The sequence below is a fragment of the Amycolatopsis sp. NPDC051716 genome (assembly GCF_040681595.1).
GTDB lineage: Bacteria > Actinomycetota > Actinomycetes > Mycobacteriales > Pseudonocardiaceae > Amycolatopsis.
The window spans coordinates 74508-94606 of record NZ_JBFAZA010000022.1; the positions used below are offsets into that span (position 1 = coordinate 74508).

Below are 20099 nucleotides of genomic sequence, written 5' to 3' on the forward strand. Positions count from 1 at the left end.
GCGACTATACGTCAACCAACCGCTTGACTCTGTGGAACGGACAGGTGAGGCAGCGCGGCCGTCAGGGCGAGGGCGAGTACCAGCACGCCGGCGCTGACCGCGAGCGCGCCCGCCGTCGCGGAGGCGGATCCGCTGTCCAGGCGGGCGAAGAAGACCGTGCCGGACAAAGCGATCCCGGTCGCCGTGCCGAGCTGGACGGTGGTGTTCACGACGCCGGACGCCGCCCCGGCCCGTTCGGGCCGGATCCCCGCCATCGAGGCGGCGAACAGCGAGTTCAGCGCCGCACCCATGCCCAGCCCGACGGCGATCACGGGCACCAGCAGGGCCCATCCGCTCAGCGCGGAGTCCTGCCGCGCCACCAGGACCGCGAGCAGCACCAGCCCGGCCAGCAGCACCGCGACCCCGCCGGCGGTGAACGCCCGGCCGAACTTCGGGGCCAGGCGCATGGCCAGGACGTTGCCCGCGACGATGCCGAGCGTCGACGGCGCGAACGTCAAAGCCGCTTCCCACGGCGTGAACCCGAGCCCGAGCTGCAGGTGCAACGTCAGGACGAAGAAGACGCCGACTCCGGTGTTGACGCAGAGCAGGACGGCCTGGCTGCCGGCGACATGGCGCAGCAGGTCCGGCGGGAGCAGCGGTTCGCCACCGCGGCGGAACTGGAGCCGCTGGTGCCAAGCGAACACGCCGAACAGCGGGATCGCGGCCACCGGCAGCACGATCGACCACACCGGCCAGCCCAGTTCGCGCCCCTGCACCAGCGGGTAGAACACCGCGAACAACGCGGCGGTCAGCAGCGCCAGCCCGACGGGGTCCATGCGGTGCCGGCGGAACCCCGGCCGGCCCGGCATGGTGACCAGGGCCCCGGCCAGCGCGAGCACGCCGAGGGGCAGGTTCACCAGGAAGATCGCCCGCCAGCCGGTCCCGAACAGATCGGCCTCCGTCAGCGCGCCGCCCAGCAGCGGCCCGGCGAGCCCGCCGACCGGGAACGCGGCCGCGTACCAGGTCATCGCCTTCGGCCGCTCCCGCTCGTCGAACTCCGCGTGCACGAACGACAGGACCTGCGGCACCATCAGCCCGGACCCGACGCCCTGCACCACGCGCGCGGCGATCAGCACGCCGACGTGCCCGGCGAGACCGGCGCCGAGCGAGGCGGCGGTGAACACGAGCATGCCCGCCACGAACAGCTTCTTCGGCCCGTGGCGATCGCCCAGCCGCCCTCCGGTGATCAGCGTGAGCGCGAACCCCAGCGCGTACCCGGCCGAGATCCACTGCAGCGCGGCATCGCCGGTGCCGAGCTCCCGCCGGATGGTCGGCAGCGCCACCGCGACGATCTGGTTGTCGATCATGTCCACCAGCACCGCGAGCACCGCGACCGCCAGTGCCCACCACCTGAGCGCGTACTTCTCCACGACGTACCTCTCCCCAGCGACGACCTTGACGCAGCCATCGTCAACCACACGCACGACTCTGTCAACTAAACGTTTGATTGAGTCCTGCGGGCGTTGGGTAGAGGCGGGTCAGCCCTCGAGCACCTCCCGCAGCTTCTTGGCGAAGGCCTCGGGCTGGCCGGCGTAGCCGAACTCGCCGCCCAGGAAACCGCCGTGGTGACTGGGGAACTCGGTCGCCTCCTGACCCAGCAGCTCGGCCGTCCCGACCCCCGCGCGCCCGGTGAAGACCTCGCGGGATTCCTCGCCGACGGCGACGACGATCCGCGTCGGCGCCGCGGCCAGCGCCTCGGCGTCGAGCCGGTAGGTGGTCACCCCGAGGGTCCGGTCGGTCAGCAGCGGGTCGTCGCGGCGGCCGTCGTCTTCGACCGGCAGCCCGAACTGCGCCGGGTCCGCCGGTGGCAGCGCGAAGTAGGCGTCGGTGAACTCGCCCTGCCACGAGGTCATCACCATGAACTCCGCCATCCCGGCGCCGAACCCCTTGGCCTGGTAGGCATCCCGGATCGCCTGGCCGGCCCGCCCGGCCGCGGCGGCGTCGGGCAACGACCCGATGAGCGGTGGCTCGTGGGCGACCAGGGTGCGGACGTCGCCGGGGTGGGCGGTGACGAGCGCGAGCGCGGTGACCGCGCCGCCACTGCTCCCGAACAGCTCGACGGCGCCGGCCCCCAAAGCCCGGATGACGGCGTGGACGTCTTCGGCCTGGACGGCGGGCACGTGGTCCTCTCGCCCGTCCTTGCGGACGCTGCGCCCGAGCCCACGCGGGTCGTAGGTGACCACGGTGCGGTCGGCGAAGTGCGACGCCAAGGAGCCGAACCCTTCGGCGGTCATCGGCTGCCCGATCATGAGCAGCGGTGGCCGCGGGCTCTCGGCGGGCGCCGGGCCGTGGACGTCGTAGACGATGTCGGCTTCCGGTGTTTCCAGCGTGTGCGTGGTGGTCATGGGTTCCTCCCCGGTCGGTTCTCCTCGGGAGACTAGGCCGGGGCACCGACAGTTTTGCCCGGGCCGAGTCGCGCGCCGTGGTGTCGATCCACGTCGGCGGGGCTTATGAGGCCCCGCTGGTTGCCGAACCGCGCGCGTGAGTGGCCGACCGGACTCGCACCGGCTTCGCCCGGGGCCACAGCCCGGGGCCTCGTCTCCTTCGGCATCGGCCACGGTGGAAGACGTGGGTGTCGAACCCACCGAGGCGATCGTGCAAGGATCACCCGCGCTCCGGCGCGTCTCCCGATCGGCGCGTCCGGGGACGCACCGCCGAGAGCCCCCGGCAGGAGTCGAACCTGCGACCTGCGGCTTCGGAAGCCGCTGCTCTGTCCACTGAGCCACGGGGGCGCACTCGCGTCGCCCGCACTGGTTGCGGCCGAGACGAGCGCAGAAAAAACGGCACCGGCGGAAGGAGTCGAACCCTCGGGTCGCGGTTTTGGGGACCGCGCCGCTTCCGAAGCACGTCGATAAAAGAATTGCGAACACACGAAAAGAGAAAGCCGCCCGAATCGGTTTCCCGATGGGCGGCTCCCGAGTCATGACGAGGACTACGTCATGACGAGGAGCCAGGAAGGCCATGCCACCGAAGGTGGCGGGCCACCGGCGCACACGCGGCAGCCGCGGTGTGCCGCGCCTCTCGCGTCCACATGTGCGTCATGATCACTCCCGAGTTTTCGTTCCGGTGGAACCATCCTCCGGCACCCGGCCCCGTGCGGTCAACGCATTTAAGACCGCGCACCCACCCCCGGGTGTCCGCATGCGGACAGTGGCCGGATTCGCTCATGCGCCGCCACCGAAACCTCTCCTAAGCTCTGCCTCGTCGAGCCGCTTACCCGGGGCCGCAGCCGACACCAATCTTCCATTCGACGAGGGGTTTTTCCCATGTTCAAAAACAGAGTGCGCGCCGCGGTGCTGGCGTTCTCGGTGCTGCTGAGCGGCCTCACCACGGCCACGCTGACCGCCGCTCCCGCCTCCGCCGCGGCGTCGTGCACCGGCGGGGTGTCGGTCTACGGCGTACTGCCCGACGGCAAGCTCACCTACACCACGATCGACCCGGACAGCGGCAACATCACGCACGTCGTCGTCTCCTCCAAGTCGCTCGGGTTCTCCCCGAAAGCGCTGGCCACGCTCAACTTCAACACGCTGCTCGTCACCTCGGCGGCCGGTGTCCTCTACCGCGTCGACATCGTCACCAACAGCGGCAGCCTGACCTTCGACGACCCGATCGACGTCCAGCACGGCTGGACCCACAACCTGCTGTCCTACGACGGACACGGCCACCTCTACGGCACGACTTCCGGCGGTTCACTGCTGCAGTACCTGGTTTCCGCGCCCAAGCCGGGCGCGAACCAGATCGGGCAGCGTCGCGAAATCGGCAGCGGCGGGTTCGCCCTCAAGACGCTCGCCACGGCCGGGGACGACCGGCTCATCGCGACCGCGTCCGACGGTCAGCTGATCAGCTACGCGGTTTCGCAGACCGGCACCACCTACACCCGTGCCCAGCTCGACGACGCCGGCTGGCAGAGCTTCGAAAACCTCGTGTCCCCCGGCGGCGGCCTGTACTACGGCAAGAACCCCGACGGCGCCATGTACTGGTACGAGGACGACGACCCGGCCGACGGGTCCGGCGCGGACATCGCCTACCACCTGGACGACCCGGTCGCCTCGCGCGGCTGGACGCAGTACCTGCTCTCGGCCGACCCGGCTGGCTGCAGCAGCACCACCCCGGTCAAGCCGCTGCGCTCGAAGATCGCCACCCTCGCCACCGGCGAGGTCGGCACCACCGAGGCGAACTGCGACAAGTACAACGACGGCTGCAACCACGGCGCGAACGACTGGTGCGCGATGTTCGCCACCTGGACCTGGGCGGCGGCCGGCGTGGCGAACGTGCCGCGCGGCACGTGGGTCGCCCGCGGCCTCGGCGAGTGGGGTGTCGAGCACGGCCTGTTCAAGTCCCGGACCGGCAGCTCGCACGGCAGCCCGAAGATCGGTGACTGGGTGATCTACGGCCCGCCGAACGGCACCACGGGCGGGCACGTCGACGTGATCACCGCGGTGCACCCCGACGGCACGCTCACCGTCGTCGGCGGCAACGTCAGCGACAAGGTGACGCGCCGGGTGATCGACCCCGACACCGCGCGTTCCGGCCTGCAGGAGCAGCTGATCTCCGGCTACGTCTCCCCGCCCGGCGCCTGATCCTTCTCCCTTCCGCGCGGTGCCGCGGCCCCGAGCCGCGGCACCGCCCCACCACCTGGAGTCCTCATGCGCACCACCACGAGATCGATCGCCGCGGGCCTCGCCGCGCTGTCCATCCTGACCGCGGGCGCGACCGCCGCGAGCGCCACCACCGAATCCGACGCCATGGCCGTCCGGATGGAGCAGCTCGCCGCCTACGCGACCGCGGCCTGCGTCCCCGGCGGCCCGACCGCGGCCGACACCGCCTCGGCCGCCCGGCTCAACAGCGTCCTGACCGGCACGCTGAAAGGGCACATGACGCCCTACCGGGTCTCCTGCGCCCGGGCCGTCATCGACGCGGTGCAGGCGCGCGGGCTGGACGAGCGCGCGGCCGTCATCGCGATCACCACCACGATCGTCGAATCCCTGCTCGAAAACATCAGCGAACGGGTCGACCACACCAGCCTCGGACTGTTCCAGCAGCTCGACTCGTGGGGCACCGAGTCGCAGCGGCTCAACCCGGCGTGGGCCACCAACGCGTTCCTGGACGTGATGCAGGACTTCTACCCGAACGGCAGCTGGCGCACCGCGCCGATCGGCGACGTCTGCCAGCGGGTCCAGCGCTCCGCCTACCCCGAGCGCTACCAGCCGCAGGCCGCGGACGCGCAGCGCATCGTCGACGAGCTGAGCAGCCCGGCCGCGACCACGGTGTCGGTCTACGGCGCGCTGTCCGACGGACGGCTGACCTACAGCACGATCAACTCGCAGACCGGCGACCGCACCAAGACCCTCGTCTCGGCCGACAACCTCGGGTTCACGCCGAAGGCGCTGGCCACGTTGAACTTCAACACCGTGCTCGTGACCTCCCCCGCCGGCGTGCTCTACCGCGTCGACGTCATCACGAACAACAACTCGCTGCAGCTCGGCACCCCCGTCGCGCTCGGCGGCGGCTGGACCCACGACATGCTGACCTACGACGGCCACGGCCACCTCTACGGCATCGCCGGCAGCACCCTGATGTCCTACGTGGTCTCCCGGCCCAAGCCCGCGAGCAATCAGATCGGCCAGCGGGCGGTGATCGGCACCGGGTTCACCATGCGCACCATCGCCGCCACCGGCGACGACTGGCTCATCGGCATCAGCACCACCGGCGTCCTGCGCTCGTACCACATCGCGGCCGATTACACCTGGACCGGCAAGACGCTGGCGGAGCGGTGGAGCACGTTCGACCAGATCGTCTCGCCCGGCTACGGCCTGTACTACGGCCAGACCCGCGACGGCGCGCTGTACCGCTACCACGACCACAACCCGTTCGACCTCGACGGCTCGGACATCCAGGGGTTCGGCACCGATCCGGTCGACACCCAGGGCTGGACGCAGACGCTGCTGTCGGCCCAGCCGTTCGGCGCCTAGCCCGGCGCCCGGCGTCCGGTATGGGAGACAAAGCGGCCGAACGCTGGTGGGGCGAGCCGGGTGGCGGTCCTCGGCCGGTTCCGCAGGGCTGGTGGCCCGAACCGGACAGCCTGCACTGGGTGCGGGGGCCGGAGCCGGGCGAGGAACGGCCGAGCCGCCGCCCGGAGGCGCCGGGCTCCGCGTGACCGGATCCGGACAGTGGCCGGACTTGCTCTCCCGGCGTAAGACATCGCCACCTAACTTGTCACACATCAGAGATTGCTTTCGCGGGGAGGACGACATGATCAAGCGAGTGCTGACCGGGCTGGCCGCGGGGATCGCGGCGACGATCGCGTTCGGGGCGCTGGCCGCACCGGAGGCGGCAGCCATCCAGGATCCCAACACCAAGTGCGTCTGGATCTGGACCCAGGGCGGGGGCGCCTGCAAGAAGCTCGAGTAGACCTAGTCGAGCCAGCCCAGCCGGGTGGCCGCGTGCACCGCGGCCACCCGGTTGTCGGCTTGCAGGGCGTCGAGCAGGCCTTGGACGTGGCGGCGCACGGTCCGCTCGCTGACGTCGAGGTGCCGCGCGATGGCCCCGTCGGTCATCCCGGTGGCCAGCAGGTCGAGCACCTTGGCCTGGGTCGGCGTCAGCCCGTGGCGCTGCTGCCCGCCGCCGTCGCCGATCGGCACGGCCTGGGTCCACACGAGTTCGAACAGCATCCGCAGCGCGGCCACGATGGTCGGGCTGCGCACGAAGACCGCACCCGCCATCCCGCTGGGATCGAGCGGCATCAGCGCCGAGTGGTGGTCGGCGATCACCATCTTCATCGGCAGCTCGGGCGCCACCCGCATGTTCCAGCCGGCGGCGATGCTGGCCTCGACGACGCCCTTCGCGCCCTCGAACTCCAGCGCGGCGCGCTCGTAGACGTTGCGCAGCCGCACACCGCGTTCGGTCACCGCGTCGGGGAGGGCCATCGCCGTGTTCGCGTCGGGTTTGCGCTTGAAGTGCCGCGTGGTGAAGGTGAGGAACTCCTCCTTCGCGGACAGGCACAGTTCGAGGGAGAGGGCCCCGATCCGCTGCGGGTCGGACAGCACCTCGACGGCGGCGTCGCTCCCGCCGCCGTAGGCCGCCCGGTAGACGGTCTGGAGCACGTCCAGCTGCTGACGCGCCGCGAGGATCTGCCGCTGCTGCTCGACCAGCCGCTGCTGCGCGCCGAGAATGGCGTGATCGACCGCCCGCACCGGTTCCATCGGCGCCAGCACCGGGTCATCGCGGTAGTCCCGGCGGACGAACCCCCGGTCGACCAGCTCCTGCATCTCGGGAGTGGTGGCCCGCGGATCGTCCAGCGGCACCGGCCCGGACCGCACCATGGCGTCGTAAAGCGCTCCCGCTTCGGTCGACAGCAGCCCTTCCAGCATCCCCGCACCCCCGCCGCTCTTCCCGGCTCAGACTAGTCCATTCGGCGGTCTTCAGAGGGGGAGCACGCGGCGGCTCGCACGAACGCGACCGCGCGCCGGCTTGTTCTTCGGAGCCGCCAAGGGGGCTCGAACCCCTGACCTTCTGTTTACAAGTTCGGCAAGCGCACTGCCGGGCATTGCCGGACACGGTTGCGCACTGCCGCTGAGCTGCACACGGGCTCGGCGGCAGTGTCGCGTGCTGCCGGACGGGAGCGGCGGTTTCCGACGACTTCGGCACCGAACACGGCACCGAAGCTCACGCGCTCGTCGCCTTCGGGGGCCGGCCACCCTTGCGCGCCCGGCGCTCGGCGAGCTCGGCCTCTGCCTCGGCGAGCAGCGCGCGATCGACGTCGTCGCCGTGCTCCTCGACCGTGCTCCGGATGTGGGCGTTGAGGTCCTCGGCGCGCGTCACGCCGAGGCGCTGGCAGACGTTGTCGTATGCCGTCCACAGCGGCTCCGGTACCCGGAATTGCCGCGGCTTGGTGGTGTCGGCCATGCGCCCCTCCCTGTCGTAGCTACACGGATCTTCGCACGGGAGCCGGGACGGCACGCGCAGCCATTCGAGTGAAACCGTGTAGATACAGAGTTCCATGATTGTGTAGCGACAGGGTTTTAGCTACCGTGTAGCTACGGGGTTCCGAGAGAACCTGAGGATCGGGTTTCTGATGGGTGCAGCCGCCGGAAAACCCAGTTCACACGCAAGGCGGCTCCCGCCCGGTGTCTTCAGCGCCAGCCGGGAGCCTTGATCAGACCGGAGATCTGACCCATGAGCGACCCTATCGACATCGAGCGCTTCCTCGCCGAGCTGGCCGACGAGGACCTGGTCGCAGCCGAGCTGCAGACCCTCACCGACGACGAGCTGCAGACCCTCACGAACGACGAAGGTATCGCCGTACGGGAAGCCCGCGAGCGCACCATCGACGCCTTGATCCAGGCCGTCGCCGGCACCCCCGCCGCTGCGATCCGCGAGACGCTGAACACGGTCCTCGCGCAGTCCCTGGCCGCCGAGAACAAGGCCACCTACGCCCTGGAGCTCGACGAAGTCACGCGCCAGCTCCGCGAATACGACGACGCCCAGCCCCGACCGACCGACGACATCGACGGGCTGGGCTTCGACGAGATCGTGCAGCGGCTCCGCGACCTGGACCGCGACCAGTGAACAACGACACTGCCGTCCTCGAGCGGGTACGCCAGGTGGTCGCGGAAGCCGCGACGGCTGGCGTGCCCGTGCCCGGCCGCAAGGCCCTCGCCCAGCAGCTCGACACCAGTGAGCACCAGGTGCGGAAGGCGCAGGCCGCTCTGCAGCGGGAGCAGCACGCCGACCAGGCGCCCGAAGAGCCGCGCCCCCAGCCGACGCCGGAGCCCGCAGCGCAGCCGCCCGCGGGCCAGCCGGGTGGTGGCCTGCTCGTCGCGTGGGCTGGGTTCCTGTTCGGATCGATCACCTCGGTTGCGGCGAACGTCCTCGCCGCCCGAATCGCGCCCGCCGGATCCGGCCCGGACTGGACGCCGTCGACGGTCGCGCAGCTCGGCGCCGCGGTGTGGCCGCTGGCGCTGCTGCTCGCCGTCGAGGCGCTCTCCCGCGTCCGGTGGCCGTCCGGCGCCCTGTGGCGCCTGGCGCGCTACGGGGGCGCCGGTACGGTCGCCCTCGGCTCTGGAGTGATCTCCTATGGCCACATCCACGCCGTGCTCAGCTCGTGGCGCTACGACGGGCTGGCGGCCGGCGTCGGCCCGCTGGTGATCGACGGGCTGATGGTGATCTCCGGGTTCGCCATGCTGGCGAAGTCCACACAGGACGGACGCCGATGAGCGACGAACCCAACGACCTCGTCAAGGCCCAGACTCGCGAGCCGGTCGACGTCGGGCCGGTCCTCGACGCCGAGCTGGTCGACGACGAGCCGACCACGGTCACCAGCACCGCCCACGTGCCGCCCGCGCCCGCCACCGACGACCTTCCCGGCCTGCTCCGGGCTCGGCGGGCGACGATGCGGCCGATCTTCCCGGCGTGGCTTCGGGACCGCGACGAGGCCGTCAAGGTGGCGCACTGGGCCGCCGGGTACGCGGGGCACGTTGCCGCGTACCACGCGGTCCGGGTGCCGCTCTACCTGCTGAAGCTCGCCGGTTGGACACCCCGCGGCTTGTGGATCACAGGCGCGGCAGGCGCGCGGTGGACGTTCGATCTCGAGGCGCGGCCGCTCCGGCACGCCGCGGTGCTGCAGCGCGACGCGGAGACGTACCTGAAGCTGGCGCGAGAGCGTCGCCAGCGGGTGCGCACACGGCTGCTGGTGGCCGTCCTGGCGACGATCGGGGCCGGGCTGGTGTACCTGCTCGCCTGGCCGCTGCTGCCGCCCCTGGCGACCCTGGCGGCCGGGCTGGTGGCCCTGGTGACCTTCGGGCTCCTCGGTGCGCCACCGGACCGCCCGGTCCTCACTCACGCCGTGATCGTGGACCGCTACACCCGCCTCACGCCGGACATGGTGGAGCGGGCGCTGGCGGCCCTCGGGATCGCCGCGCTCAACCCGAAGACCGGACGGGCGACCTTCGCCGCCCCGATCCAGCGCGACGGCCCCGGCTGGCGCGCCGAGGTCGATCTCCCGTACGGCGTGACCGCCGCGGACGTCGGCGAGCGCCGCGACCGTCTGGCGTCCGGGCTCCGCCGGCCGCTCGGCTGTGTCTGGCCGGAGCCCGCGACCGACGAGCACCCCGGGCGGCTCGTGCTGTGGGTCGGCGACGTCGCGATGTCCAAGGCCAAGCCCGCGCCGTGGCCGCTGCTCAAGGGCGGTGAGATCGACCTGTTCAAGCCGGTGCCGTTCATGGTCGACCAGCGCGGTCGCCCGGTCGGTGTGGACCTCGTGTTCACGAACGTCCTCATCGGAGCGATGCCGCGGATGGGCAAGACGTTCACCGTGCGCGAACTGGTCCTCGCTGCGGCACTGGACCCGCACGTCCTGCTCCGGCTGTTCGAGCTGAAGGGCACCGGCGACCTCGGCATGTGCGAGCGCGTCGCGCACCGATACGCCTCCGGTGCCGGAGCGGATGCCCTGGAGATGACCATGGCGAGCCTGCGCGAGGTGTACGCCGACCTCGAGACACGCTCGAAGACCATCACCCGGATCGCCAAGGAGACGCCGGCGCGCTGCCCCGAGAACAAGGTCACCCCGGAGTTGTCCCGTGAGGGGCGGCTCGGCCTCGGCCTCGAATTCCTGGTGATCGACGAGTGCCAAGAGCTCTTCTCCAGCAAGGAGCACCGCGACGAGGCCGAGCGGCTCGCCGAGGGGATAATCAAGCGCGGCCCGGCGATGGGCGTGATCCTCGTACTGGCCACCCAGCGGCCTGACGCGAAGTCACTGCCCAAGTCCGTGTCCGACAACATCGGCATCCGGTTCTGCCTGCGGGTGATGGGGCAGGAACCGAACGACATGGTGCTGGGGACCTCGTCGTACAAGAACGGCATCCGGGCCTCGACGTTCACCGCGCGGGACAAGGGCATCGGCTACCTCGTCGGCGCGTTCGACGACCCGCTGATCGGTCGCACGTACTACCTCGACGGCCCGGCCGCGGACCGCGTCATCGATCGGGCGTACGCGCTGCGCGAGGCGGCCGGCACCCTGACCGGTCACGCGGCGGGTGAGCCGGTGCTGGTGGTCGACGTCGCCGCGGACGTCCGGGCGATCTTCGGCGCGGGCGACGAGAAGCTGTGGACGACGACCATCCTCGAGCGGCTGGCCGCGCTGCGCCCGCAGGTCTACGCCGGGTGGTCGCCTGAGCAGCTGGCCGCCGCGCTCCGCCCGTTCGAGGTCCGCTCGCAACAGGTCTGGGGCACCGCCTCGGACGGCAAGGGAGCCAACCGGCAGGGCTACCTCCTCGCCGAGATCGCTAGGGGCGGGACGTCCTAGACCTAGGGCCCTCCCTAGGCCGTGATCACCCCTCCTGACCAGGCAACTAGGCCCTAGGGCCGGTTGCTCCCGAACATCCCCGAATCCCCGCATGGAGGCGGAATGTCGACGCTCGTTCTCGTGGTCCTAGGTGCCCTGGTGCTGTACGCCGTGGCGTGCTGGTGGTGGCCGTACACCTCGTGCGGGAAGTGCCGCGGGATGGGTCGGTTCCGGTCGCCGTCCGGCCGCTCGTGGCGCCCGTGCGGCCGGTGCGGCGGCAGCGGCACCCGGTTGCGGTTCGGCCGGTGGTTGTGGAACGCCTTCGGCGGCTGACCCTCGGATCATGGATCCGATGCACGCCCGAACATCGCAGGTCAGTGACGTATCGGTGCCGTGACGGTGCCGCTCGGTACCCTTGACGCTGTACCTCTTCGCGGAGGACCGCCCCCGGGTAGCCGGCCAGCTCCCGGGGGCACGCGGAGAGGTTGAACACTCCGCGAATGAGGTCCGATGGTCGAGTCCTTCGGCGACGCCCTGCGCCGCCTGCGTGACGCTGCTGGCCTTTCCCAGCGGCAGTTCGCGCCACGCGTGCCGATCTCCCAGTCAGCGCTGTCCCGGTACGAGTCCGGGCTGCAGCGCCCCGACGAGCGCACCACCGCCCGGCTCGATGAGCTGCTCGGCGCCGGCGGGTTGCTGCTCGAGCTGCGCCCTGCGCTCGACGTCGGCCCGCTGACGGCCGACGAGCGCGACCGCATCGCCTACTCGGTGCGGTTCCCTGGGCGGATCGACGAGGCCGCGATCACCGCCCTGGCCGATAGTCTCGCGGCTCAGCGACGGCTCGACGATGTCCTCGGCCCCGCACCCCTGATCCCCGCGTCCCTCGCGCAGACCGAGATGGTCACCGACCTCCTCAAGGAGGTGAACGGGCCGCTCCGGCAGCAGCTGGCGTCCGTCGCATCCGAGCACGTCCAGTTCGCCGGCTGGCTGCACGCCGAGGCGCGCCGCGACGTCCAGGCTGTCCGCCTGCTCGAGCAGGCCGAGGAGCTGGCCGACGAGGCTGAGGACGGGACGCTCGCCGCACAGGCCCTGAACTTCCGCGGCTACCTCGCCCGGCAACAAGGGCGGCCGCGGGCGATGATCCGCGGGTTCCTCACGGCGTATCACACGCCGGGTGCGCACATCGCGCAGCGGATCGGCGACGCGATCCAGGCTGCGCAGGGCTACGCGAAGATCGGCGTACGGGACGAGGCGCTCCGCCTCCTGGACACGGCCGACGGGATGATCGACGAGGCCGGGCGCGACGCGCCTCCCGCGACGGCGTACTGGCTCACCCCGACGTTTCACCGGCTCAATTCGGGGCTCGCGCATCTGGCGCTCGGCGACAACGACGTGGCCGTCGACCATCTGCACACCGGGCTCGACAACCTGCCGGAGGACCAGCAAGGCGCCGAGTGGACGAACGAGTACCGCGACGGGCTGGATCAGGCCAGGGCCGCCAGCTGAGGGCGATGCGCATACCGATGCGCATCGCCCAACGTCTTCACCAGCGACAACCGCGGGTCGATGCTCAAGGCATGGCGCAAGCAGGCCGAACACGCGGCTGGGACGACGAGCTGCACGTCCGGGCGGAGACAACGACCGGGCAGCCGATTGACGTGGTCATGGGTATCACCCGGGACCCGCGGCACGCGGGCCGGAAGGTCGTCGCGTTCGCCGCCGCCGACGGGCCGAGTGTGGTTTTGCGTATCGACGGTGACGTCTCCAACGGCCCCGAGTTCGTCGAGAAGATCCGCCGGACCCTGGCCGAGCTGATGAACGTCGAGCGGCGAGGCGGCGTGTGATGGCCGCCGACACCGCCAGCGCCAACACGGAGCCGGAGAAGCCGCCGCGGCCGGTCAGCGAAGCGACCGACGACGAGCTTGAAGAGGCGCGCCGCGACGTCGATCGGCTCTGGCCGAGGCAGAATAAGTGGCCCCGATGAACGCCTTGATCTACATCGACTTGGACAGCGTTCACCCGGTGATAGACGGGGTGTGGCACCGGGCGTCGCCGACGTCGATGCCGGACCCGGGTGACCGCATCACGATGTTGTGCGGCGCCGCCGCAGTCGCCGAGTACGAGCGCCTCGAGCGGCGCCGCGAGCACGGCACGCCGACGATGTGTCCGCGGTGCGACGTCGTCTACCGGCAGCAGAAGGGCATCCCGCCGCCGCGGATGCGGCCTTCCTAGGCAGCCTGGCCGCCGCGTCGGCCCCGAGCGGGGCGGCGGCCAGGTCTCCATTTCGCGGACCCAGTCAACTAGCGGCAGGAACTGGGTGATCGCAGAACGGCCGCCATCCCCCCAGGCGGCCACCCTGCCGGGGCCTGGTGCTGACAGGTCCCGGCAGGCCACCGCACCGCCCGCCGTCCCGTCCCCGGGCTCCAGTCCACCGGGGCGGCGGGCGGCCTCGAACCGCGCCCATCTCGGTTGGGTGCGGAGCCGGGCCTCCTCCTCTCCGAGGGGGCCCGGCGCCACCAACGGAAGGAACGCAGATGCAGATCTGCCCGACACTGCGCGTGTGGCGGACCTGGGACGAGGACGACGCCGTGCTCACCGACCCGAAGGGCACCGACGACGACTGACGACGCAGAACGAGCGGCCGTAACAACCACACCGCGGGCAGCGACTCCAGGGCTCGCACCCGCACCGTCTCGAGGGGAACCGATGCCGAAACGCCTCAGCGCCACCCTGTTCGCCGTGGTCGCCGCCAGCTGCGTGGTCAGCAGCTGCAGCAGCGCGCCGCCGGATCCGAAGGCCGAGTGGACCACAGCGATGCAAGCGGCCGGTTTCGTGCCGAACGCGCCGCACACGTACGACGAGATGTTCGAGTCGGCGAAGCAGTTCTGCGGAGCCGGCTCGGCGCTGGCGATCACCGGCCTGGCCCGCACCGCGCTGGCACCGGAGCAGGCCGACACGATGGCGATGCCGGCGCGAGGGAAGAACCCGGACCAGGCGGCGACGGCGTACGGCGACGCGACATGGAAGTGGGCGTGCGGCCACACCCAGTAGGGCGCTGCTGCGGTCAGCCAGCCTGCAGGCGACTGTTCTCCTCGACGACGCTGGCCAGCCACGTGGCGGCGGCGACCGGCTCGGACTCACGCCACCGGGTGTAGTTGATCTCCGCCAGCCGCGCGAGCGTCGTGAAGAGCAGAGCGTGCCGGAGGGAGCTGACCATCGGGTCGGATGGGCTGATCAACTCCCAGTACACCCGACCGACCAGCTCGCCGAACTTGTGGTCGTCGAGTTCCGCGCTGGCGGTCATCAGCATGACGGCCTGCGCCTTGACGTACCCCGCGTCCGCGTCGGTGATCCCGGTCATCACCGACCTCCCGTCGCCAGGCCCAGCGCGAGGCCGTTCGTGGGGTTACGAGCGGCACGCTGCAGGGCGAGCCGCTGAATCAGGTCCCCGAGCTCCCGCTCGGCGACGACAGAGCCCTCGACGGTGACGTTGATGATGGTGGGCGCGCCCCCGCTGGCCGACCCGGAGCCAGAGAACGCGTTGTCCGCCATCGAGATCGATCCGGTGAGGGCGGTGTTGCCAATGCCGGTGGTGAACCCGTCGAGGTAGCTCTGCACCTGCCGGCCGCCGTTCACCAGGCCTTCGTGGAGGCCATCCATGATTGCGAGACCGTGCGGCACCAAGAGCTGCCGGTCGTAGTCGATCGGGCCCTTGTGGTCGGCGATCCAGCCGCCGATGCCGGACACGAACGAGGTCACCGAGTTCCAGGCCGACTTGAGGCCGTTGAGGAAGCCGTTGATGATCGCGCGGCCCGCGCCGAGCAGCAGCCCGCCGAGGTCGCCGAGGGCGGACAGGACCCGGCCGGGGATGCCGCGAACGAACGCGACGGCGTCATTGAAGCGATCGACGACCGCGTCGCGCATCCGCCCGAACCAGTCGGAGACCTGGCCGGGGACCTCGGCGAGCCGGTGAATGAAGCCGATCACGTCGTTGATCCGGCCCTGCACCCAGTTGCGGATATCGGTCAGCCGATCCGAGCACCATTTCCAAATCTGGTTCCACAGGTCAACCCAGAACTGAATGAAATCGGTCCAGCGCTGAACGATCCAGTTGATTACGGTGTTGAACAAACTTACGGCGAAATTGCGGATATCGGTGATCCGGTCGGACACCCACTTCCACACCGCGTTCCAGATCCCGGCCCACCAGCCCGCGAACCCGTCCCAAACGCCCTTCGCCCAGCCGATGAATCCATTCCAGACGGACGTCAGCCACGCCGACACCTTGTCCCAGTTTTTGACCAGCAAAACAATCGCGGCGACGAGCGCCATGATCCCTACAACTATCCAGACGGCAGGGTTGGCCAGCAGTGCGACCGTGAAGTCCCAGACCGCGAGAGTCGCCGCAGCGAGGCCGAGCACGAGCATCCCGCCGAGCACGATCGCTACGCCGGTCGCCGCGTCCTTGTGCTCGGCGAGAAACTTCGTCACGTCCCCGATCACCCCGGCGATCTTCGACGCGACCGGCAGCAGCCTTTCGCCGATCTCGATGGCCATCGCACCGAGCCCGTCCTTGGCCTGACTCACCTTCTGGTTGAACGTGCTTTGGATCTCGCCCCAGCCCTTGACGTGATCACCGGCTTCCTTGGCCGCGCCGGCGACAGTGCCCACGGCGTCGTGTGTGGTCTGCGCGTTGTCGCCGGTCAGCATGAGAGCGACGTTCAGGCCGGTTGAGTCGCCGGTCGCCTTCGCCAGCGCAGCGCCGTAAGACTGCATGACCTGCGCGCCGGTCATCTGCTTGTTGCCGATGGCGTGCGTGGACGCGGCGAGGGTGGCGAAAGCCGCGGCCTGGTGCGCAGCGATCGGGTTCATCCCCTGTGCAGCCTTGGAGTAGCCCTTCTGCGTGACGGTGCCCTCGATCAGCTTCGTGCCGAGGTCCTGGACGTCCTTCGGCAAGTTCTTCAGCGCCGTCCCGAGGTCGAGGATGACCTTCTGCGAGTCGGACCCCAACGACGATTTGATCTTGTCGGCGATCATCTGGAGGGTGCCGGAGATGCCGGAACTCCTCATCTTGTCGCCGAGGTCCTGCGCGTTGATCCCGAGCAGCGCGAGTTCCTTGCTCTGCACCTGGGTCGGGTTCTGCATGTGCCGGATCACGTCGGTGAGGTTCTGGGCGCTCTGCTGCGCGCTCATGCCGTGCACGGTCATGCTGGCGAGCGACCCGAGGATGTCGTCGAGGGACACGTGCGCCGCCGACGCGACCGGCAGCACGGCGGACAGCGACGCAGCCAGCTCCTCGAAGTTGGTCTTGCCCGCGCCGGTCGCGGCGACCAGCTTGGACGTGACGTCCGCCGCGTCCTGGCCCTTCAGGTGGTAGTCCTGCAGCACGCTGGTCACGGCGTCGGCGACGGTCTTCAAGCTCGCGTTCTCGGTCTTGGCGCCCTCCGCTGCGGCGCGCAGGACCTGCAGGCCCTCGGCGCCGTGCCGGCCACCGGACTCGATGGTGTACATCGCGGCGGACAGCTGCTCGGCGGAGTAGCCGACCTCCCCGGCCATGCCGAGGATCCCCTGCCGCACCTTGTCGAGGTTGGCTTCGGTCTCTCCGGCGGAGGTCACCAGGCGTGTCGTCGAGGCCTCGAAGTCGCCGGCCATCTTCACGGTTGCGACGCCCACGACGGCCGCGCCGGCGCCCACGAGCATCATGCGCTTCGCGCCCGCTGCGACGGTCGCGCCGAACCCTGTCGACGTGGCAGCGACCTCGTCCATCTTGGCGCCCATGGCCTCGGTCGACGCGACCGCGCGCGCCTCGGCGGCCTCCATGTCGAGGGTCATCTTCTGCGTGGCCGCGGCCATCCTGGTCGAGTCGACGTACCACTGCTCGGCGGTGCGGTCGGCCTGTGCAGAGAGGGCCTGCATCGATCGCTGAACCTGTTCGTGCGACCGCGTGATCTTCGCCGCCTGCGCCTCAGCGGCCGAGGCGGCTTCGGTGGTCCCGGCGACCGCCGCGTCCAGCCCAGCCGTGGCCGTCCGGCCCGCGGCCGCGGTCTCGCCCGCCATGGCGGTCGTGGCTGCACCGAACGACTCGACCCCGGCGATCGCCTCGGTCACGTTCGCGATGAGCGTCAGCGCGACGGGCGGGAGCAAGTCGGCCACAGTGCATCCTCCTCACGTCTGATGTTCACTCCGATGGGAGCGATATTTCTGCAGGTCAACTGCGGTTAGTGGCCTTGTCGGTGCCGCCGTCTGTCTGTCCTCTTCGGACAGACAGACGGTCAGCCGGGGGCGGTGCTGCCTGCGGTCTTGAGCACGGCGACGATCGCCGTCGCCAGGGTCTGCTCGGTGCCGGGCGCGACTGCGCAGAACACCCTCCCCGCGTTCACGGTCAGGTAGAGGTCGCCGGTCGCCGATGCCAACGCGGTCCGCTGCGCGGCGTTCAACGTGCTGTTCAGGTAGGTGCTGACCGCTGCAGCGACGGCGGCCACCCCGGAGGCAGTGATCTTGTCGCCGAGGGTCGTCACGACGAGTCGGCCGGCCACGGACTCGACCTGGAACCGGGAACCTGTCGCTGCCGGGCTGGAGTGGACAACGGGGTCTTTCGCCATGGTCAGGGCTGCTCTCTGCTCGATGGACCCTGCTCAGCGGACCAGATGGCGGGCGGCCTCGGACAGCGCGGCAAGGGTGTCGACCACGCCGTCCCTGCCGCGCCGAGCCGCTGCGAGGATGTTCGCGTCGGCAGCCTCGATCCGGCTCCGGACGCCGGTGCTGAAGACGGGCGAGTCGTAGATCGCCTGGCCGGCAGACCAGGTCACGCCCTGTACCGGGTCCTGCAACGGTGTCTCACCGAAGCGCAGGGACAGCTGCCGCTCGGCGGACAGCAGGGTCGACAACCGGAGTTCGTCCCGGTCCGCGGCAGCGACGCGGTCGACCGCGGTGCGGGCGGCCGCGACGAAGGTGTTGACGAGCCGCGTGAGCTGGCCGGCGAGAGCCTCGGCACGCTGCTGCGCGGCGGGGGTCTCCTCGGCGATGGCCGCGCGTACGGCGGCCAGCTCGGCCCGCGCGTCGGCTTCGGCGATCTCTGCCTCTGCGGCCGCGATGTGGCTCCGCACGGTGACGCTGGCGGATTCGATGTCCCGCTGTTCGTCGAGCAGGCGGCGGCGTTCGGCGCTCTGGTCGGGGGTGAAGTCGCCGCGGTCGACGGCTGCGGTGAAGTCGGCGCTCAGCTGGCCGAGTTCGCGCTCGACGCCTTCCCGCTGGGCCTGCAGCGCGGCGAGCTGCTGGCGGCGGCGAGCGAGGCGGTCCTGCGGGGCCTCGATGTCTGTGAGGGTCATTGTCCGTCCCTTTCGGCCTGTTCGGCGAGGTCGCGGTAGCCGCGAGCGGCTTGAGGGTCATCGACGGCGGCAGCGAGCTGGCGGTAGCGCTCAGCCGCGCCGGAGGACGGCGCGCGGCTCTTGAACAACATCACCGGAGCGCCGGAGTCAGCGGCTGCCAGACCTGCGGCCCGTTGACGCGTGACGGCGTCGATCTCCTTGCTCAGCGCCTCCATGCGGGCCTGAGCGGGTGCCGTGGCGGCCTCGACCTGCCGGCGGATGGACGCGGCGAGCCTGGTGCGTGCCGGGCCCGGTTTCGTCAGCTTGCGGACCTGCCTGGTGACTCGCGTGCTGAGCGCCGCCTCGGCGATGATCCGGTCCGTGTCGCTCGGCCGCGCGGCGCTGCTCGTCTGCTGCTCGGCGAGGGCGTAGTAGCCCCGGCGCAGCACCGGGTCGGACGTCGCGGCGGCCTTCGCCCGGATGTCCGCGGCCTCGTCCGGTGCCTCGCGCAGGACCTGGCAGGACAGGTGCAGGGTGGCGCGTGCCGCGGTGGGGTCGCTGTGCGAGAGGCCGGAGGCCTTGAGTCGCTCGGACGCGACGCAGCGGGCGGTCGCTTCGAGGACGGTCAGGTCGCCGAGGACGTCGGGCGGGATGTCGGCGGCGGTGTCGTGGTAGATCGCGGGGATCTCGCCGATGGTGGCCATTGCGGGCCGCCTTTCATGCGCTCAGGCGCGGAACCCACGTCGCAACGTCTGCTGCGTTGATCTCCCACGCCGCGCCTCTACCGGTCGTCCGCCGCGCCGTGAGGCGCCCTTGGCGGGCCAGTCTTCGCACGTACTCGGGTGTCACTTGCAACCTCTGCGCTGCCTCTTCGGTGGTGATCCACTCGGTGTCTGTTGGCGCCGAGGATGGCCCGGAGGCGGCTTTCCGGAACCCGTTTGTTCCGCTGTCTGCGGAACTCCGCAGGTCAGCGATGAGTTTGCGATGTTCCGCGACGTAGCCCTCGGCGGCCCGGCGGGCCTCGCGCTGAAGTTCGGCGGCCCGGGCTTCGCGGGGGAAGGCGCGCGCGTACGAGGCGAGCGCTGAGGCCACGATAAAGGCGTCGCGGCCGGTGAAGATCACCGAGCCCTCGGCGCCGGTGACGTGGACGCTCACGGCTCGAGCTCGGCGGCGGCGAGCAGCTGCGCACGGAGGATCTCCCGCGCCTGGTCGGTGCCGTGGCACTGGACCAGGACGTCGCGCGTGGTGGCGCCGAGGGCGTCGACGAGGTCCCACACGGCGCCGGCGGCCTGGACTTCGTTCAGGGCGTGCCGCATGGCCTCGGCATCGCGGTCGAGGACGGCGATCAGGTACCGGGCGGCCCACCGGTCGCCGCGGTCAACGTCGCTGGGCACGGCGCACCTTCTGATTGAGTGTCCGATGGCGACACCAACGGCGCAGGTCAAGGGCGGTTCGGTGCAGGTTCGGGGCCAGCC

General features: G+C 70.7%; 22 protein-coding genes and 2 tRNA genes. 11 read left to right on the forward strand and 13 right to left on the reverse strand.

Annotated features, from left to right (window positions below):
• Positions 1-11: 11 nt before the first annotated feature.
• From AB0M30_RS28450 to AB0M30_RS28465, 4 genes are all read right to left on the reverse strand, one after another.
• Complete coding sequence (locus AB0M30_RS28450) at positions 12-1457, reverse strand: MFS transporter (protein WP_364589524.1); 1446 nt, start codon at positions 1455-1457, stop codon at positions 12-14.
• 60 nt (positions 1458-1517) lie between these two features.
• Positions 1518-2384 carry an alpha/beta hydrolase gene (locus tag AB0M30_RS28455; protein WP_364589527.1) on the reverse strand — a complete coding sequence of 289 codons (867 nt, stop codon included), beginning with the start codon at positions 2382-2384 and terminating at the stop codon, positions 1518-1520.
• Between the two features lie 314 nt (positions 2385-2698).
• Positions 2699-2771: transfer RNA gene (locus tag AB0M30_RS28460), tRNA-Arg, on the reverse strand.
• A gap of 52 nt (positions 2772-2823) precedes the next feature.
• Positions 2824-2892, reverse strand: a tRNA-Trp gene (locus tag AB0M30_RS28465).
• Positions 2893-3305: 413 nt separating this feature from the next.
• Here AB0M30_RS28465 and AB0M30_RS28470 point away from each other — a divergent pair.
• From AB0M30_RS28470 to AB0M30_RS28480, 3 genes are all read left to right on the forward strand, one after another.
• The gene (locus AB0M30_RS28470) at positions 3306-4619 is read left to right on the forward strand and encodes a tachylectin-related carbohydrate-binding protein (RefSeq protein WP_364589530.1); all 1314 of its coding nucleotides are present in this window, start codon (positions 3306-3308) and stop codon (positions 4617-4619) included.
• Between the two features lie 66 nt (positions 4620-4685).
• Positions 4686-6011: a tachylectin-related carbohydrate-binding protein gene (locus tag AB0M30_RS28475; protein ID WP_364589533.1), complete on the forward strand. Its 1326-nt coding sequence runs from the start codon at positions 4686-4688 to the stop codon at positions 6009-6011.
• Positions 6012-6291: 280 nt separating this feature from the next.
• On the forward strand, positions 6292-6450 hold the full coding sequence (locus AB0M30_RS28480) for a hypothetical protein (RefSeq protein ID WP_364589536.1): 159 nt from the start codon (positions 6292-6294) through the stop codon (positions 6448-6450).
• Positions 6451-6452: 2 nt separating this feature from the next.
• Here the strand turns inward: AB0M30_RS28480 and AB0M30_RS28485 are convergent, their stop codons facing one another.
• The gene (locus AB0M30_RS28485) at positions 6453-7409 is read right to left on the reverse strand and encodes a LuxR C-terminal-related transcriptional regulator (RefSeq protein WP_103343620.1); all 957 of its coding nucleotides are present in this window, start codon (positions 7407-7409) and stop codon (positions 6453-6455) included.
• 295 nt (positions 7410-7704) lie between these two features.
• A complete protein-coding gene (locus AB0M30_RS28490; RefSeq protein ID WP_364589539.1) occupies positions 7705-7944 on the reverse strand; it encodes a hypothetical protein in 240 nt (79 codons plus the stop codon).
• 270 nt (positions 7945-8214) lie between these two features.
• Here AB0M30_RS28490 and AB0M30_RS28495 point away from each other — a divergent pair, with 270 nt between their 5' ends.
• The 8 genes from AB0M30_RS28495 to AB0M30_RS28530 all read left to right on the forward strand — a co-directional run bounded on the left by AB0M30_RS28495 (position 8215) and on the right by AB0M30_RS28530 (position 14368).
• Positions 8215-8607: a hypothetical protein gene (locus tag AB0M30_RS28495; RefSeq protein ID WP_364589542.1), complete on the forward strand. Its 393-nt coding sequence runs from the start codon at positions 8215-8217 to the stop codon at positions 8605-8607.
• Positions 8604-9254 carry a hypothetical protein gene (locus tag AB0M30_RS28500; protein ID WP_364589545.1) on the forward strand — a complete coding sequence of 217 codons (651 nt, stop codon included), beginning with the start codon at positions 8604-8606 and terminating at the stop codon, positions 9252-9254. The genes AB0M30_RS28495 and AB0M30_RS28500 overlap by 4 nt, the downstream gene beginning before the upstream one ends.
• Positions 9251-11341, forward strand: a complete 2091-nt coding sequence (locus tag AB0M30_RS28505; protein WP_364589548.1) for an FtsK/SpoIIIE domain-containing protein — start codon at positions 9251-9253, stop codon at positions 11339-11341. The genes AB0M30_RS28500 and AB0M30_RS28505 overlap by 4 nt, the downstream gene beginning before the upstream one ends.
• A 102-nt stretch (positions 11342-11443) precedes the next feature.
• Positions 11444-11653, forward strand: coding sequence for a hypothetical protein (locus AB0M30_RS28510; RefSeq protein WP_364589551.1), 210 nt, complete (start codon positions 11444-11446; stop codon positions 11651-11653).
• A 177-nt stretch (positions 11654-11830) separates the two neighbouring features.
• A complete protein-coding gene (locus AB0M30_RS28515) occupies positions 11831-12823 on the forward strand; it encodes a helix-turn-helix transcriptional regulator (protein ID WP_364589554.1) in 993 nt (330 codons plus the stop codon).
• Positions 12824-12894: 71 nt separating this feature from the next.
• Positions 12895-13161, forward strand: coding sequence for a hypothetical protein (locus AB0M30_RS28520; protein ID WP_364589557.1), 267 nt, complete (start codon positions 12895-12897; stop codon positions 13159-13161).
• Between the two features lie 136 nt (positions 13162-13297).
• Positions 13298-13549, forward strand: a complete 252-nt coding sequence (locus tag AB0M30_RS28525) for a hypothetical protein (RefSeq protein WP_364589559.1) — start codon at positions 13298-13300, stop codon at positions 13547-13549.
• Between the two features lie 474 nt (positions 13550-14023).
• Positions 14024-14368, forward strand: a complete 345-nt coding sequence (locus AB0M30_RS28530) for a hypothetical protein (protein ID WP_364589562.1) — start codon at positions 14024-14026, stop codon at positions 14366-14368.
• Between the two features lie 13 nt (positions 14369-14381).
• Here AB0M30_RS28530 and AB0M30_RS28535 read toward each other — a convergent pair whose 3' ends face one another.
• From AB0M30_RS28535 to AB0M30_RS28565, 7 genes are all read right to left on the reverse strand, one after another.
• The gene (locus tag AB0M30_RS28535) at positions 14382-14678 is read right to left on the reverse strand and encodes a hypothetical protein (RefSeq protein ID WP_364589565.1); all 297 of its coding nucleotides are present in this window, start codon (positions 14676-14678) and stop codon (positions 14382-14384) included.
• Entirely contained in the window at positions 14678-17470 is a 2793-nt protein-coding gene (locus AB0M30_RS28540) for a phage tail tape measure protein (protein ID WP_364589567.1), read from the reverse strand. The genes AB0M30_RS28535 and AB0M30_RS28540 overlap by 1 nt, the downstream gene beginning before the upstream one ends.
• Positions 17471-17589: 119 nt before the next feature.
• Entirely contained in the window at positions 17590-17853 is a 264-nt protein-coding gene (locus AB0M30_RS28545) for a hypothetical protein (protein ID WP_364589570.1), read from the reverse strand.
• A 99-nt stretch (positions 17854-17952) separates the two neighbouring features.
• The gene (locus AB0M30_RS28550; RefSeq protein WP_364589572.1) at positions 17953-18645 is read right to left on the reverse strand and encodes a hypothetical protein; all 693 of its coding nucleotides are present in this window, start codon (positions 18643-18645) and stop codon (positions 17953-17955) included.
• A complete protein-coding gene (locus AB0M30_RS28555; protein WP_364589575.1) occupies positions 18642-19328 on the reverse strand; it encodes a hypothetical protein in 687 nt (228 codons plus the stop codon). The genes AB0M30_RS28550 and AB0M30_RS28555 overlap by 4 nt, the downstream gene beginning before the upstream one ends.
• Positions 19329-19341: 13 nt before the next feature.
• The gene (locus AB0M30_RS28560) at positions 19342-19779 is read right to left on the reverse strand and encodes a helix-turn-helix domain-containing protein (RefSeq protein WP_364589578.1); all 438 of its coding nucleotides are present in this window, start codon (positions 19777-19779) and stop codon (positions 19342-19344) included.
• Complete coding sequence (locus AB0M30_RS28565; protein ID WP_364589581.1) at positions 19776-20018, reverse strand: hypothetical protein; 243 nt, start codon at positions 20016-20018, stop codon at positions 19776-19778. The genes AB0M30_RS28560 and AB0M30_RS28565 overlap by 4 nt, the downstream gene beginning before the upstream one ends.
• Between the last annotated feature and the right edge of the window lie 81 nt (positions 20019-20099).